2 protein-coding genes and 1 pseudogene (1 of these 3 cut by a window edge) are annotated in these 17,528 nt (G+C 70.1%); all 3 read right to left on the reverse strand.

The window, feature by feature from the left end:
• Nucleotides 1-7,803 (reverse strand): annotated as a pseudogene (locus GTW51_RS01515) (SDR family NAD(P)-dependent oxidoreductase); the annotation flags it as partial.
• A complete protein-coding gene (locus GTW51_RS01520; protein ID WP_163042108.1) occupies nt 7,800-9,128 on the reverse strand; it encodes a flavin-containing monooxygenase in 1,329 nt (442 codons plus the stop codon). The pseudogene GTW51_RS01515 and the gene GTW51_RS01520, both read right to left, overlap by 4 nt.
• Nucleotides 9,116-17,528, reverse strand: partial view of an SDR family NAD(P)-dependent oxidoreductase gene (locus GTW51_RS01525; protein WP_163042109.1) — the end only. 12,383 nt of this gene lie beyond the right edge of the window; only the last 8,413 of its 20,796 coding nucleotides appear in the window; its start codon lies beyond the right edge, outside the window; it ends in the stop codon at nt 9,116-9,118. The genes GTW51_RS01520 and GTW51_RS01525 overlap by 13 nt, the downstream gene beginning before the upstream one ends.

A 17,528-nucleotide genomic window follows, 5' to 3' on the forward strand; every position in this document is an offset into this window, starting at 1 on the left:
GAGCGAACTCGAACAGGCTGTCTCCACCGGTTCGCTCGGCCCGTGCAGATCGAGGAAATAGCTGATGCGGTTCGGCCCGACGGACGCGACGGAGCCGGTGGCGAGATAGCCTTCGCCCGCCGGATCGGCGTCGATCCCATCGCGATAGCCGCTCGACGCGGTAGCGACGAACACGCCGACGCTTTGGCCGGCGAGGCTGCGCGGCGAGTGCCCCGCATCCTCGATCGCCTTCCAGGCATGCATCAGCATCAATCGCTGCTGCGGGTCCATCAGCCGGGCTTCGCGCGGCGAGATGCCGAAGAACAGCGGGTCGAATTCGAAAACGCCCTGGATGAAACCGCCCCAGTGGATGTCGGTCTTGCCTGCCTCGTGCTTCGGATCGCCGTCGAGCGCCTGCCAGGACCATCGGTCGGCGGGCACGGGGCTGATACAGTCGCGGCCGGCCAGGAGGTTGTCCCAGAACTCGTCGGCGTCCCGCGCCATCGGAAAACTGCAACTCTGGCCGACGATGACGATCGGGTCTTCGTCGTTGGGACGGGCAGCCTCCGCGACCGGGCGCCGCGCCGGCCCGGCAATCGCTTCCACGTCGCGGCGCATAGCCGAAGCACTGTGGGGGGCGGCTTCCGGTTCGGCAAGCGCCGGCCCATCCGGGGGGAGCGCGCCCGCGACATGTTCCGCCAGCCGCTTGAGCGTTCCGAACTCGAAGAAGTCCGCCGGCGTCAGCGACAGGCCGAGTTCGTCATTCAGTCGCGACGCGAAGCTCGTCATCATCAGGGAATCGAAACCGTAGTCGCCAAGCTCGGTTTCCCCGTCGAGGGCTGCGGCGTCGACTTCCAGGGTCCGCGCGGCGATGGCGGTCACGCGGCCGAGCACGTGCGCCAGCCTGGCGATGCCGGACGCCACAGGATCGCCCCCTGCTCGCGCGGCAACGGGCGGGACCACGTCCTGCCGATCTCCGGCCCCGGAGACGACGGCGGCAATGGCCGCTGCGAAGGTGCTGGCCCCGGCAGTCGCCTGCGTCACCCAATGCCGGGTGGTCGCGAAGGGATAGCCCGGAAGCGCGATCCGCCGGCCACTTCGGCCGCGTCGGAGCGCGGACCAGTCGACGTTCAACCCGCCGGCCCAGAGCGCCAGCAGGTCTTCCGCCCGTCCCCGATCCGCCAGCCCGGCGGCGGCATCCCGCAGCGGGCCGTCCGATTCCAGCACCGCCATCAGGCTACGGTTGGTCTTCACTTGGCCGACATGGAGGTCCGGGGGCGACCGATCCTCCAGGAAGTCCGACAGTCGCTCGATCACCCCGGCCAGATCGTTCGCCGGGAAGCCGAGGCGAAACGCCATCGGTTCCCGCGCGACCTGCAGCATATGGACGAAATCGGCGAGCGCGATGTCGCGCCCCGGCTCCGCCAGGAACGCCAAAAGCCGCTCCGCCATCTGCTTCAGCTGCGGCGCCGACCGCGCCGACAGGACGACGAGGCTCGGCCCATCGTCGCCAACGCTCTGCGCCGGCGCTGCCGCCGGGCCACGATATTCCTCGAGCACCAGATGGGCGTTGGAACCGCCGAAGCCGAAACTGCTGACACCGGCGCGGCGCGGCAGGTTCCTGCCGCCCGCGTCCACCGGCGCGATCCACGGCGCTTGCTGCCGCGCGACGTGGAAGGGTCCGCCGCCGAGCTTCAGATAAGGGTTCAACTCGTCGCAATGCAGCGTTGCGGCGATCGTGCCATGGCGCAGCTGCAGCAGGACCTTGATCAGCCCGGCGGCACCGGCCGCCAGCTCGAGATGGCCGATATTGGACTTGATCGAGCCGATCGCGCAGCTTTGCGCCGGTGCCGGCCCGAACGTCGCCGCGGCGTCGCGCGAGAGGTCGGCAAAGGCCGCCGTCAGCGCTTCGACCTCGATCGGGTCGCCCAGCGGCGTCCCCGTGCCGTGCGCCTCGATATAGGTGACGCTGCGCGGATCGATCCCCGCGACGCTATAGGCCGCGCGCAGGAGATCGGCCTGGGCCTTCGGATTGGGCGCCGTCAGCGAAGCGGCGCGGCCGCCATGGTTTTCCGCGCTGGCGCGAATGACGGCAAGGATGCGGTCGCCGTCGGCCTCGGCCACGGCCAGCGGCTTCAGCAGCACCAGGCCGATGCCCTCGCCGCGGGCATAGCCGTCGGCAGCAGCGGAAAACGGCTTGCAGCGCCCGCCCGGCGACAGCATGCCGGCCCTGGAGAAGCCGACAAAGGCCTCCGGCAGCAACAGAGCGTTGACGCCGCCGGCGATCGCCGCGGTGCAGTGGCCCGAGCGGATCGCCTCGATCGCCCGGTGAACGGCGACGAGGGCGCTGGAACAGGCCGTCTCGACGGCGACGCTCGGGCCGTGGAAGTCGAGATGATAGCTGACGCGGTTCGGCCCGAGAGAGGGGGCGAGCCCGGTCATCGTGTAGGCCTCGATGGTAGTCCCGGCATCGGCGACCAGTCGGCTGTAGCCGGTGTCGGCGGTGCCGATGAAGACGCCGGTGCGAGATCCCGCCAGCGACGACGGCGCGTAGCCGGCATCCTCGATGACCCGCCAGGCCTCGGTCAGCAGCAGCCGCTGCTGCGGGTCCATCATCCGCGCCTCGGGCGCCGAAATGCCGAAGAACGCCGCGTCGAAGGCGGCCATGCCGTCGATGAAGCCGCCCCAACGGGCATTGCCCCGCCCGGGCCCGGAGTGCGGGTCGCCGGCATAGTCGCGCCAGTCCCAGCGCTCCGGCGGCACCTCGCCGATGCAGTCCCGCCCTTCACTGAGAGCCTGCCACAGCGCGTCGACATTCGGCGCGCCGGGAAACTGCCCGCTCATGCCGATGATGGCGACGGCATCCGGCGCCGTGTCGCTCGCTTCGGAAAGGCGCGGCGATGCCTGGAGCCCGACGGGCGCGGGCGGTGGCGCGGCCTGCGCGCTGGCCGGCGCCATGGCATTCGGTGCCGCCGGCCGGGGCGCCAGGCCCAGCGCCTTCATCATGGCCCCGCCCGCGTTGCGGCTCAGACAGGTGGCAAGTCCTTCGAGCGTCGGATGCTCGAAGAACAGGGTCGGCGTCAGTTCGAGGCAGAAGCGGTCGTTCAGCCGATTGGCGAACTGGGTAAAACCCATCGAGTCGAAGCCGTATTCGGTGAGTTCGACATCGGCCTCGAGATCCGACACCGCGACCTTCAGCTGGGTCCCGGCCTCCACCAGAAGCGCGGCCAGGATCGGCCGGTAGAGGTCCCGTGGGTCCGGCGCCCCGGCCGCCGGCACGCCGGCTTCGCGGCCATCCTTCGTCTCGGCGACCGGCGCGCCTTCCTCTGCCGGCCGCAATGCGCCGACGAAGCGCCGGATACGCGCTGGGTCGCCGGCGGCAATCATCCGGCGCGGCGCATCGCCGGCAAGGGCCGCATGGAGCGCGCCGAGGCCGGCGGCGGTGCCGAGCGGCACCATGCCGGTGACACGGTGCATCAGCGCTTCCTGCGCCTCGTCCAGCCGCATGCCGCCCTCGCGCCAGAGCGGCCATGCGATGGACAGCGTCCGTCCATGACATTCGCCGCGCTGGCGCCGCGCCTCGCGGGCTTCGGCGAACCCGTCGAGAAAGCCGTTGGCGGCGGCATAGTCGGCCTGCCCGGCATTTCCGGTGACGGCCGAAATCGAGGAGAACAGCAGGAAGAAATCGAGCGGCGCGGTGCCGATGGCCCCATCGAGCGCCAGAACGCCCGTTACCTTGGGGGCAAGGACGGCACCGAGCTGCGCTGCGCTCTTGTCCCGGAAGGCGCCGTCGTCGCGCGTGCCGGCCGCGTGGATCACACCGTCGAGTCCGCCTTGGTCGTGGCGCACCTGGTCGACCAGCCTCGCGACTGACACCGGGTCCGAAAGATCCGCCGTGACATGATGCAGGGTCGGGTTGTCCCGCAGCAGGATTGCCAGTCCGCCCGCCGGCGCGTGCCGGCTGGCCAGGATCACCGTGGCGCGTGGCGCGGCGGCGAGGATGTCCCGCGCCAGGATCTGGCCGAGCCCGCCGGAGCCGCCGGTGATCAGGGTGACGCCGTCCTGCCGCCAGCCGGGCGGCGCCGCGACGATCGCGGCCTCCTCCCAGGCCTCGATCGAGACCCCCGAAGGCGCGGCGCGCAGCAAGGCGCCGGCGGGCGCGTGTTCCGCCTCGCGCAGGCCGGCGGCCAAGGCCGGCATGTCGCCACCAGGATCGCTGCCGCACACCTGCCCGTGCACCTGACGCTGTTCGCGGCAGAGGCTGCGCATCATCCCCGCGAGCCCGGAGAGCAGCGGCGGGCAGCCCGATTCGACGACCATCTGCAGCAGCAGCGGAGCGTCGCCGCGCTCGGCGAGAATTGTCTGCGCATGGCTGAGAAACTGCGTCGCGAGATGCTTGAAACGCTGGGCCAGAGGCAACGCCGTGCCCGCATCCAGCAGGACGCATGCCGTTCCCGGCAAGGCAGCCTCCAGGCCCTCGGCGCTGGTGATGCCGTCAGCGAGCAAGACGACGCGCCGGCCGAACATGGGCGGCGCGTCCGACGCCGTCAGCGGAACCCATCGGGGCTCGAAAGGGAGAAGTTCGGCCGCCATCGCCGGTGTCGCTGCAAGGGACTGGCGGGTGACGAAGCCGGTGATCGCAACCCTGACACTGCCGTCGGCGGCAACCAGATCGACGTCCATAGCCTGCGCGCCGGGAGACTGCGCATCGCTGGCGCGAACATGCGCCCACATCCGCGCTTCGCACGGACCGAGGATCTCGACGCCTGCGATGGAAAAGGGCAGCGCCGTGCCGCCGCCCGCCTGAGCAAGGCCGATGGCGGACTGGAGCGCGCCGTCGACAAGGCTCGGATGCAGCGTGAAGTCGTTCATCGTCGTCCGCAGCGCCTCGGGCAGAGCGAGTTCGGCGAGCACCGCGTCGCTTCCCTCGCCCGTCTTGATGATCGCTAGATCGACGATGACGCGATGGGCCGGGCCATAGACGAGGCCGATGGCGTCGAAAGTGGCGTAGATGTCGGATGGGGTCCGGTGGCGGGCGGGCGCGCCACGCAGGGCCGCCAGGTCGACGGTCCGCCGGACGGGTTCGCCGGCGAGCGCGATCCGCATCTGGGCGTGCACCGTGCGCTCGCCGGTCTCGGCGGTGCTGTATATCTCGACCCGCCCGCGGCCGTCTTCGCCCGGCAGGATCTCGCAGATCACGGTGACGGGACGATCGACGCGCAGTGGCGCCGTCCAGACCACCTGGCGAAGCGACGGCCGCTCGTGGCCCGCCTGCACGGCCGCTTCCCGCGCCAGCTCCAGATAGGCGACGCCCGGCAGGACCGGGCTACCGGCGACACGATGATCGGCGAGGAAGGTCTCCTGTCCCGTCAAAACGAGAGCGTAGCGGTCATCGCCCATCGGGTCCGGCCGGAGCAGTGCCGGTGTCGCGGCCTTCGAAGCTTCCGGCGTCAGCCAATAGCGGCTGCGCTGGAAGGCATAGGGAGGCAGTGCGATGCGACGGCGCGGGCGCTCCGCATGCAGCGCCTGCCAGTCGATGGCGCCGCCCGCCGTCCAATGTGCCGCGACCGTGGCGGGGTCGCTGCCGCGCGGATCGAGGGCGTCACCCGCCGGCCGTCGTCCGGCCGGCAGGATGCCGATCGTCGCGCATCCGGGCGCCGTGGTCAGGAACGCGTCCATGGCTCCGAGGAGTTCGGCCCGATCGGCTGCCGCGAAACAGACCCGCACCCGCATCGCGTCGCGTCCGACTTGTAGCGTCGCCGCCATATCCGGCAGATCCGCCGTCCCGGCCGCGGCCCGCAGCCGCGCGACCCCGTCTCGCAGGGCCGCCTCGCTCTTCGCCGAGACGGGAAACAGATGCGGGCCCGGCGGCGGGGCGGGTCGGGCTACCGTCGTCGGCCGGTATTCCTCGATCACCAGATGCACGTTCGCACCGCCCGCGCCGAAGGAGCTGAGCCCGGCTCGAAGCGGCTGCTCCGCCCCATCGACGACCGGGCGCTTCCAGGGCGCTGCCTGCGTCAGCAGATGGAAGGGCGTGCCGGCGAGATCCAGCAGCGGGTTGGGTTCCGCGCAATGCAGGGTCCGGTAGAGCGTCGTCTCGCGCATGGCGAGAAGGATCTTGATGAGCCCGGCAACGCCAGCCGCCGTCTCGGCATGGCCGATATTGGACTTCACCGATCCGATGCCGATCGTCGGCGCAGTCGGCGGGTCGAGCTGCCAGTCGCGATGGAGTTCGGCGAAGGCGAGTTTCAGCCCCTCGATCTCGACCGGATCGCCCAGGGGTGTCCCGGTGCCATGGCACTCGATCAGCCCGATGCTGCGCGGGTCGACGCCGGCCTGGCGATGCGCCTCGACGATCAGCCTGGCTTGCGACTTCGGGTTGGGTGCGGTCAGCGACGTCGCCCCGCCGCCATGATGGGCGACCGAGCCGCGGATCACACCAAGGATCGGATCGCCGTCGCGCTCGGCCAGATCCAGACGCTTCAGCAGCACCGCGCCGACGCCATCGGCGCGGGCATAGCCGTCGGCAGCAGCGGAAAAGCTCTTGCAGCGCCCGTCCGGGGTGATCATCCCGACCTTGGAGAACATGATGTGCTGGGTCGGCGAGAGCATCAGGTTGGAGCCGCCGGCGATGGCCATCTCGCAGCCCTCGTGCCGGATGCTCATCACCGCGCGGTGGATGGCGACGAGCGAGCTAGAGCAAGCAGTATCAACGACTTCGCTCGGGCCGTGAATGTCGAGCAGGAAGGAAAGCCGGTTCGGGCAGAAGGCGTGACCGAGGCCGGTCAGCTGCAGGGCCTCCATGATGCCGGCGCGATTGATCATGTCTGTATAGTCGAGGAGGTTGATGCCGAGGAAGACGCTGATCTTCCGGCCGGCCAGCGCGCCCGGCGCGTAGCCGCCCTTCTCGATCAGGCCGAAGACGCATTCCATGAACAGCCGGTGCTGCGGGTCGATCAGTTCGGCCTCGCGCGGCGAAATGTTGAAGAAACCCGCGTCGAAACGGTCCGCATCCGGCACAAAGCCGCCGAATCGCACGTCCGTAAAGGCGCCCTTCTTCGGGTCGCCATGCACGGCCTGCCAGCCCCAGCGCGATGGCGGCACTTCCTCGATGCAGTCGTCGCCGTCCCGCAGATGCGCCGCGAAGGCCTCGAGGTCCGGGCTTTGCGGAAACCTGCCTTCCATCGAGATGATCGCGATCGGCGCGTTATCGGGCGCGACTGCCGCAAGCGCATGCACCGGTCCGGCGGTTGCAACCGCCTCTCCTCCGGCTTGCGGGGTGACCGGAGCTGGTCGAGCGGTGCGCGCCGACCGGCGGTGCCGGGCGATCCAGCTCTGGGGAACCGATGGGCTTGCAGGCGTGGGTACCGTTGGCGCAACGGCTGGCAATGGCCGGGATGCGGCGTCCGCCGACACCTCCTTCTCGGCGTAACGCGCGGCGATCGCCTTGCCATGGCGATCGAATAGGATGGCGGCGAGATCCTCGAGGTGCCTTGCCTCGAAGAAAACGGTCGGCGCGACGGAAAGGCCGAAATGCCGCGAGATCTGCACCATCACTTCGGTGATGGCGATCGAGTCGATGCCGAGATTGGCGAGGTTCTCGCGCGGGTCGAGCTCGTCCGGCGGCATGCGCAGGGCTTTTGCCGCGATCCGCCACACGTCCTCCGCCAGGCGCGCCGACGGGCCGGGCGCCGGCGCCGCGGCTTCCGGCTGCGCGGGCGGAGCGGTGGCACGGGTCTCGGCCAGGCATGCGCCGGCCCGCTCGATCAGATCGCGATCGAGTCTCTCTCTGGCCCAGGCCCGCAGATCGCCCCGACGGGTCATTCAGCCGCCGCTTTCGTCTCGCCATTGTCGGCCAGCATGTCGCGATAGCGCCGCATGTGGCCGAGCAGCTTCCACAGATCCGCCTCCCATTGGTGGCGATAGGACTGGATGAAATAGGCCTGGCCGAGGTCGGGGGCGTCGGTCCGCTTCGCCGCCAGGAAGCGCTCTAGCCCGGCGGTGCGGCCGAACAGGGCCTTTGCATAGCTCAGGACGAACAGGCCCTGCGTCTTCAGCCCGTCGCCGAGACCGCCCGCCGCATTGATGAACCCCATGAACAGGAGGTTGTCGTGATTGCGCGGCGTCGAATGCAGGAAGAGGTCCGGAATGTCGCCCTTCCACTGCAGCAGGCCGGGGTCGAGAAACGGAAAATCGCGCCGGTAGCCGGTGGCGTAGAGCACGAGATCGAACGCCGCCTCGCTGCCGTCCACGAAGCGGGCGGTGCTGCCGGGAAAACCCGCCACGTCGCCCTTCGGCACCACGTCGCCATGGCCGATATGGTAGAGCAGCAGCGAGTTCATCACCGGATGCGCGCCGTCCAGCGGATAGTCCGGGCGGGGCAGGCCGTAATCGGCGCCGTCATAGCCGGCGAGACGGAACACCGCCTCGATATAGGCCAGCGTCTCCTCCTTGCTGGCGAATTTGTTGCCGAGTTCCAACATCCATTGCGGCGTCGGTTTGCCGTCGATGAATTTCGGCTGGTAGTAGTAGCCACGCCGCGTGCTGTGATGGACGCTCTCGGCGGTGCGGATGGCGTCGACCGCGATGTCGCAGCCGGAATTGCCGCCCCCCACCACCAGGACTTTCCTGCCGCGCAGCTGATCGGCGGACTTGTAGTCGTGCGCGTGCAGAACCTCGCCCTCGAACCGGCCGGGATAGGCCGGATCGGGAAAGCGCGGGACGCGCTGCAGGCCGTTGCAGACGACGACCAGCCGGTAATGGGCGTCGTGGCCGGCGGTGCTGGTCAGCCGCCATCCATCTCCTTCCGGCACCAGGGTCTCGACCGCCGCGTTGAAGCGGGTGCGCTCGTAGAGGCCGAACTCCCGGGCGCAAGCGCGGATGTAGCGAAGCATCTGGCGATGGTCCGGATAGGGCGGATAGTCCTCCGGCATCGGGAAGTCGGGCAGCTGCGTGTTGAATTTCGGCGAGATCAGGTGCAGCGAGCGATAGGTCCGCCCGCAGGCGGCCTCGCCGTTCCACACGCCGCCGAAGTCCGCCTCGGCCTCGTAGAGATCGAACGCGACGCCGCCCGCGATCAGTTCCCGCGCCACGCCGATGCCGGTCGGGCCGCCGCCGATGATCGCCACTCTGGCCGTCATGTCGCCCATTCGGGTTCCTCCTCGTCCAGCGGGATATCACGGCAGGCCTCCAGCGGCAGGGTCCGGACCCCCTCCAGCCGCAGGCATTCGCGCCCTTGCGGATTGAAGACCGCCACCCGGGACGCCTCGCCCTGCGAAGACCCCGCCTCGCCGCAAATCCGCACGATCGCGCCATCCGGTAGCGGCGCAAAGCCGGTCATCGCCGCGATTCTGAGCGGGAACGCCAGCTGCGCCGCGCCGGGCGCCGATCCGCTCCAGCGATCGGCCCGGAAGGTCAGGAGCCGCCAGACGGCATCGAGGCAGAACGGGTCGAACAGATGGCCCTGGGGCGTCACCCCGCGTGGCCATTGCAGGCGTGCCGTCAGCGTGTCGCCCTCACGACGGAGCACGGTCACCGCCGCCATCTCCGGCGTCGGCGGGCCGGAAGCCGCTGCGCAGAGACGGGAAAAGCGCGCGAAGTCTTCGCGGGCATCGCCGCCCCAGTCCGTCTCGTCCAGCGGCAGGGTCGCCCGGTCGGGCATGGCGGCCGCAAGAGGCGCAGCGGCACCGAGATGGCAGAGTCCGCTGCCATCGGCCTCCACCCGGTAGAGCAGGCCTTCGGCGTCGGCGTTGACCACCACCGTCAGGTCGCGTGGCCGGCCGTTGATGGTGGCGGGCATGCCCCATACGAGCTGTTCGAGGCGATGGACGGGCGAACCGCCGAACCGCTCCAGCGCCGTTCTGGCCAGTTCCGGCAGGAACAGCCCCAGCATGTGACGCCGCTCGCCGCCCGTGTGGGTCGTGAGAAACGCCTCGTCCCCCTCGATCCGGATCACCTGCCGGCCGATCTCGCCCGTTGCGGGGTGCCCGCCGAGGAGGGAGGCCGGCGGGACTGCGGTCGGCCTCTCGGCAGCCGGCCCCTGGGCTGATTCGACCCAGAACTCGGTGCGCGCGAAGGGATAGCCCGGCACATGGATGCGCGAGGCGCCTGCGATGGGCGGCCACGCCACGTCGAGCCCGGCAACCCAGAGACGGGCGACCTTCGACAGCTTCTCCCGGTCGCCGGATCGCAGCCAGGCCGATACCAGCGCCGCGCTCTCCTCGTCCGTGCCGATGATCGAGGCAGCCTGCCGATCGGGGCCCGACAAATGAACCTCCGCGACCGGCTCGCCCGCGACGACCGAGGCCAGCGCGCGCAACAGCGTCGCCCGCTCTGAGCAGACGAAGGCAAGACGCTCGGGATATTCCGTCCGGCCTCTCTGCAGCGTCAGGGCGAGATTCCCGAGGTCGAGGTCGGTCCGGGCGGCGACGAAGCGTTCGATGGTGCTCGCATAGTCCACCAGCCTGTCGCGTTCGCGCGCCGAGAGCACGAAGATCCACGGTCCCTTCTGCCCGACCGTAGCACCGCGCGGGGATTCCTCCAGAACCACATGCGCATTGGTGCCGCTGAAGCCGAAGGCGCTGACGCCCGCCCGTCGCGGCGAGCCCGCCGGCGCCGCCCAGGCGGTAAGGTCGCGGCCGACGGTGAAGGGCGTATTGGCGAGTTCGATATGGTCGTTCAGCGTTTCCCAGTTGATCGACGGCGGGATCTGGCGGTTCTCCAGCGCCAGCATGGCCTTGAGCACGCCGGCGATCCCGGCCGAGGCAAGCAGGTGGCCGACATTGCTCTTCACCGAGCCGATGGCGCAGCGATCACCCGCCGGCACGCCCTCGAACGCCCCCGCCAGTCCCTCGATTTCGATCGGGTCGCCCAGTCTCGTGCCGGTGCCGTGGCACTCGATGAGGCCGATCGTCGCCGGATCGATGCCGAACCGATCGTAGACTTCCCTCAGGAGCGCCGTCTGCGCCTTCGGGTTCGGCGCGGTGATACCGTTTGTCCGCCCGTCCTGGTTGACGCCCCAGCCACGGATCACCGCATGGATCGGATCGCCGTCGCGCATCGCGTCGTCGAGCCGCTTCAGCAGCACCGCGCCGACCCCCTCGCCCGGCACGAAGCCGTCGGCCCGTCCGTCGAAGGAGAAACAGCGACCCTGCGGCGAGAGCATGCCGACCTTGGCCGTGTCGATGAACATGTTCGGCCCGACGAGGACGCAGGCACCCCCCGCGATCGCCATGTCGCAGACCCCCGACGCGAGGCTGACGCAGGCCTGCGCCAGCGCCACCAGCGAGCTGGAACAGGCGGTGTCGATCGAAAGGCACGGCCCGCGTAGGTCGAGGAGATAGGCGATGCGCGCGGCAAGGACCGAGCCGGAACTGCCGAGCAGGCTGTAGGTGTTGCGCTCCTCGATCAGGTCTTCGTAGCCGGATGGTCCGGACGAGACATAGATACCGCAGCGACTGCCCGCGAGGCGCAAGGGATCGATCGCCGCGTCCTCGATGGCGTGCCAGGCCGTCTCCAGGAACAGCCGCTGCTGCGGGTCCATGAGTTCGGCCTCAAGCGGCGTGATGGCGAAGAAGCGGGCGTCGAACGCCGCCTCCCCGTCGAGGGCACCCATCCATTTGCAATAGGTCTTGCCAGGTGCCTGCGGATCCGGGTCGTAGAAGCGGTCGATCTCCCAGCGCGAGGCCGGCACTTCGCCGATGCAGTCCCGCCCGTTCGCAAGGTTTGCCCAGAAGGCTGCAAGATCGGCGGCCCTGGGGAATTTTCCGGCGGCACCGATAATGGCAATGGCGTCGGCGCCTGCCGGCGAACCGAGACGGTCGTCCGGCGCCGGCCGCGATTCCGCTGCCGCTGCAGGGCCGGCAACCGGACGATCCGCGGCGGGTGCCGGCGCGTCGGGCGCAGCCGTCACCGCATCGGACGTCTCCTGCTGTGGCAGAAGCGCCATGACATGGTCGACCAAGGCGCCGACCGAGGGGTGGGCGTAAACCACGGTCGCCGGGAAATCGATGCCGTAACGCCGATTGAGCCCGCGGATCCAGGTCACCGCGAGGATGGAGTCGAGCCCGAGTTCGAGAAAGGCGGCGCGATCCTCGATCTCGGCCGCATCGATCATCAGGTCGTCGGCGAGCGAGGCGACGATCCCGGCCCGCAGGATGGCGCGTCGGCCCGATCGCCCGGGCTGCGGCGGCAGGATGGCGGCAGGCGGCGTCTGCGCTACCGGCGTCGGCAGGTCTGCCCCGGCGCCTTCGCACGGCCTGTCCCCCACCAGCCCTGCCACATGGGCGGCCAGGGCCGCGACGGTCGGGTGGGCATAGACCGCCGTCGCCGGCAGCGTGATGCCGAAGCGCCCGTTCAGCTGGCGGATCCAGGTGACGGCGAGGATCGAGTCGAGGCCGAGATCGACGAAGCTGTCGCCGGGGGCGATGTCGGTCTTGTCGATCATCAGCGCCTCGGCCAGCGAGGCGACGACCGCGCCGGCCAGATCGGTGCCGCTTGTCGATGTAGAGGCCGTCGGAGCGCAGGACGCGGCCTCTTCTGCGGCATCGCCGAATTTCTCGGCGATCCTTGCGCGCACGGATTCGTTGCCGATGAAGGTCTCGGCGTGCATCGCCAGTTCCTGTTCGAGCGCCCTGCCGAGCGCGGCACGCAAGGGCCTCGCCGCCCTCGCCTTTTTCGCCAGCAGTTCGTCGCGCGGCAGCCGGGCCCATGCGTGCGCCCGGTCGAGCGCCGCCGTCAGGACCTCCGAGGCGGGCAGCACTGCGACGCCTCGCGTCCGTGCGCCGATCTCCCGGCCGCGATACTCGCGCGCGGTGAACAGCACCTCGCGCCCGAGATCGTCGCCGAGACGATGCGGCAGGACCAAGGTCACCCCGGCGCCGGGGGTGAAGCCGTACCAGAGATAATTGCTGTGATAGATCGCCTCGGTGGCGAGGAACGCGGTGTCGCAATACATGCCGAGCGCCCAGCCGGCGCCGATGCCGTGGCCCTGCATGGCGCCGATCACCGGCAGGTCGCAGGCGAGCGGCAGGGCATAGATCTGGCGGTCGGTGAAATGGCTGTCGCCGCTCTGCAGGTCGCGCAGGCCCTCCGCCGTGCCGCCGCAGGCAAAGTAGGTTTCGTGTCCGGTGAGAACGACCATCTTCGCCTCAGGCAGTCGCGGGATCGTCGCGAAGGCTTTTTCCAGGCCGTCCATCAGGGCCGGGGTGAACATGTTGCGCCCGGCGCGCTCGGTCATGCGCAGCAGGACGACGCCGTCGTCGAATAGCGTGAGCTCGACGACCGCGGAAGCGAGCGGAACGCGGCGTGACGGGATCAGCGCGGGGACAAGGCCCGTATCGGCTGCCGCCTCGGACAAGCCGAGGACAAGGCCTTCCGCAACGGGCAGCAGATCCCGGCGCATATGCCGCTTCAGCAGCACGAGCGGCAGCCGCGGCGCCTCGGCCATCTGGCGCGCCACGGACAAGGCGGTCGCGGCCACATCTTCCGTGGCGACGACGGCGATGCCGGGATTGGCGCGGGCCAGGGCGGCCGCGTCCAGGTCGTTGCCAGCGCGCGGGTCGGCCGTTCCGAGCCGGCGTGCCGAGAGGCGTTCCGTCAGCGCCGATCCGGGGAGCGGGACGTCGACCAGCCGGGCGTCTTCGCCAAGCACCAGGAAGTCTGCCAGCAGCGCGAGATGGGCCGCCTGACCCGCAGCGGTGCCGCGGACCGCGACCACGACCGGCACGGCGCAGGTCACGATCGCCTCGGGATCCCACGCCGATCCGCTTCGGTCGCGCCAGTCCATGTCGCCGCCAAGCACCACCGCGCGCACCGCCGCATCGCTGCCGGCCGCCACCAGCTCCGCCGACAGCTGCTCGGCCATCGGCCGCCCCCAGACACCGGAGAGCGTCAGGACGCGAACGCCCGCGTCGTCTCCGGTGCGCTCCACGACGCCGATGGCCCCGGGCTGCGAGGACAAGACTAGGGGAGACAGCGTCACATTGGCCGCACGGGCGACGGACGGCGTCCGAGCGAGAGCGATCGCCCCCGTCTCCGCCAGCCGCACGATCGGACCGGCGCGCTTTGCCGGAGCAGCCGACTCTTGCTCGCTCCCGGTGCCGTGAGGCTCTCCGGCCCCGAGGCCGACCGGCACGGAAGGGGCGAGGTCGCCCTGATCGGGTGCGCTGGCCGTCACCCAAAAGCGCCTGCCGGCGAATGGATAGGTCGGTAGCGGCACCCGGCGGCGCGGCGTCGGAAACAGCGCCCCGGCGTCCAGCCGGCCGCCGGCGGTGAAATGCCGGCCGAGCCCTTGCAGATCCGTGCGGCGCTGCGGATCGGCGATCGCCGGCGCCGCGAGGCCATCGAGGCCGGCGCCGCTGGCTTCGCCGACGTCGACGCCGGTCTGCGGCTGCCCCGAGAGCCAGGCGCCGAGCGCCACGACGAGGCCACGCCGATCATCCACGACCACCGCCAGCCGATGCGCGAAATGCCGGCGACCGGCGACGAGCGTGAAGGCGACATCCTCCAGGAGGATCTCCGGGTATCCGTCGAGATGCTGGCACAGCGCCGCCGCCTGGGCCCGCAACTGCTCCGGGCTTCGCGCCGACAGGACGATCAGCTGGGTGCGCCGGGGCTCGGGAATGGACGCCGCCTGCCCGGCCTCTTCGACGACGAGATGGGCGTTGGTGCCGCCAAAGCCGAAGGAACTGACGGCGGCCCGGCGCCGGCGCCCGGCCCCCGCCGGCCAGGCGACCGGCACCTCGTTGACGGTGAACGGCCCGCCGGCGAAATCGATGGCTGGATTGCCGCCGCCGAAATGCAGCGTCGGCGGAATTGTCTGATGTTGCAGGCTCGACAGGACCTTGGCGAGGCCCGCGATGCCCGCCGCCGTGGTGGCATGGCCGATATTGGACTTCACTGAGCCGAGATAGGTCGGGCCGTCGCGCGAGCCGCCATCGGCAAAGGCCCGGACCAGCGCCGCGTGCTCGATCGGGTCGCCGAGCACCGTGCCCGTGCCATGCGCCTCGACGAGGTCGATGCTGGCCGGATCGATCGCGAATTCCGCGTAGACCTGCCGGATCAGCCCTTCCTGCGAGGCGGCGCTCGGCGCGGTGATGCCGTTCGTGGTGCCGTCCTGGTTGACGCCCGACCCGACAATGACGCCGAGCACGGTGTCGCCGTCGGCCAGCGCCTCGGCCAGCGGGCGCAGCAGCACCGCCCCCACCGCCTCGCCAGGGACAATGCCGTCTGCGCCGGCGCCGAAAGCCGCGCAGCGTCCTGAGGGAGACAGCATTTTTGCCGCATTGGCATAGCGGAAGAAGCGCGGCGAACACTGAATAAAGACGCCGCCGGCCAGCGCCATGTCGCTGTCCCCGCTCCACAGGCTCTGGCAGGCCATGTGGATGGCGACGAGCGAGCTGGAACAGGCCGTGTCGATGGCGACCGCCGGGCCCTTAAGGTCGAGCCAGTAGGATATCCGCGCCGGGATCAGCGATGTCGTGTTGCCCCAGAAGGCCTGGCCCGGCGGCTGCGCGTCGAACAGTTCCTGATAGTCGCCGTGGGCGCAGCCGACGAAGACGCCGCAGCGTCGCCCGACCATGTCCTCGCCCGCGTGCCCGGCGTTTTCCAAGGCCTTCCAGGCCTCTTCCAGGAACAGGCGCTGCTGCGGATCCATGTAAGTCGCCTCGACGCCCGAGATGCCGAAGAACACCGGGTCGAACCGGTCGATTCCGTCGATGAAACTGCCGTGGGTTGCGTAGGTGCCGGGCTCGGCATCGCGGTAGAAGGGCGCGAGGTCGAAGCGCGTCACCGGCTGCACCAGGTCGTCCCCGGCGGACAGATGCTGCCAGAGCGCCTCGATGGTTTCCGATCCGGCGAACCGCCCGCTGGCCCCGACGATGGCGATCGGCTCCCGGCCGCGCTCCTTGCCGATGGTCTGGCAGGGCGGCTGCGGTGCCGGCACGGCGACGAGGGCTGCTTCCGGCTCCGGCCGTACCGCCGACCGCGCGGCGACACCCGGGTACTGGCGTGTCAGGAAGGCCTCCAGCCGCTCGACGCTGGCAAAGTCGAACAGGCCCGTCTGGTCGAGATCGATGCTGAGCGCCTTGCGCAGCCGGTGCACGAACTCCGCCCCGAGGATGGAGTCGAGCCCGTAATCGGCGAAGCTGCGCTCGACGTCGATGTGGGCGTGCGCGACGTTCAGGGTCTCGGCCAGAGCGCCGAGTAGCAAGCTGCGCAGGGACGATGCGGTCTGCGGCTCCGCCCGGTCCTCGACCTGACCGCCTGGAGCCGCTTCCTTCTTCGATGCTTGTGAGTGTCGCAGAACCGAGGCGGGGATCGCCCCGTCATGCCCCGGCGCACCGGTCGCCCGGGCGGCAATGACCTGCTGGCCGAGGGCGCGTTCCGCGGCCGAGGAGCCAGCGAGCCACCCAAAGCCCGTCTCCGCCAGCGCCTCGCGCCACATCTCCTGCCTCAAGGACGGTGTGCCGGCGATGCGGCGCTCGGGGTCGGCGAACCGCCACCAGCCCTCCAGGAGGCCGAAGGTCACGTGCGTGAAGAGCGTCGGCATCGCGGTTTCGTTGAGCAGCAGGATCCCGCCCGGCCCCATCGTCTCGCGGACATGCGACAGCGTCCGATGGATGTCCGCGGTCGCGTGCAGCACGTTGGCAGCGATCACCAGATCATAGCAGCCCGCATCGATCGCCTGATCGGCCAGTGGTTTCTCGATGTCGAACAAGAGGGTGGTCAGGCCCGGCACGCGATCGGCGTAGGATCGCTCGGCATGGATCAGGAAGGCGCGGGAGACGTCGCTATAGGCGTATTCCCCGATCAGGCTCTGCCAGGGGCGCAGCGCCTCGAACACCGGCTCGCTCGTGCCACCGGTACCGGCGCCGATCTCCAGGATGCGCAGCTTGCGGCCGAGATCGCGTTTCGCCTGCACCGCGGACGCTGCGGCCACGGCCAGCGTTCGGCTGAACCGCCTGGCGACGGCATTCTGCTTGTAGGTAGCCTCGACGAGGGTCTGGCGGCCCTCCGGGAAGATCACGTCGGTGGGCCGGCGTCGTCCGGTCAGGATGTCTGGCAGCGCGCGCAGGGTGGCTTCGGCGAGGGTCATCTGCGCCGCCGCAAGGCCTGTCTGCCGCAATGCCGTCCAGGACGCCCAGGCCTCCGCCAGCGAACTCGGGTCCGCCGCCGTCGGGCACAAGTCCTTTGCCGCCGCGATCCACGGCCGGAAGCCGGGCGCGATTGGGGCATGCGCCACCGTTTCGAGCACCGGCGCGAGAATGGCAGCGATCGCCGATTCCAGCGCCGCGATCTCCGCCGCGAGCGCGACATTGCCGGCACCCACCGTGATCGCCGCCGTCAGATCGTCTGGGCCGTCTGGCGACCCGGCCGGATTCGCAACCGGCCGGCCAGGGGGGATCCAATAGCGGTTGGTCTCGAACGGATAGGTCGGCAGCGACACGATGCGGGCACGATCCCGATGGCGCAGCGCGTGCCAGTCGACAAAGCCGCCTTGTGCCCAATGGTCGGCGACTGTGTCGAGGCGGCCGCTCTCCCAGGTCTGC

Source organism: Aurantimonas aggregata (assembly GCF_010500835.1).
GTDB classification, from domain to species: domain Bacteria; phylum Pseudomonadota; class Alphaproteobacteria; order Rhizobiales; family Rhizobiaceae; genus Aurantimonas; species Aurantimonas aggregata.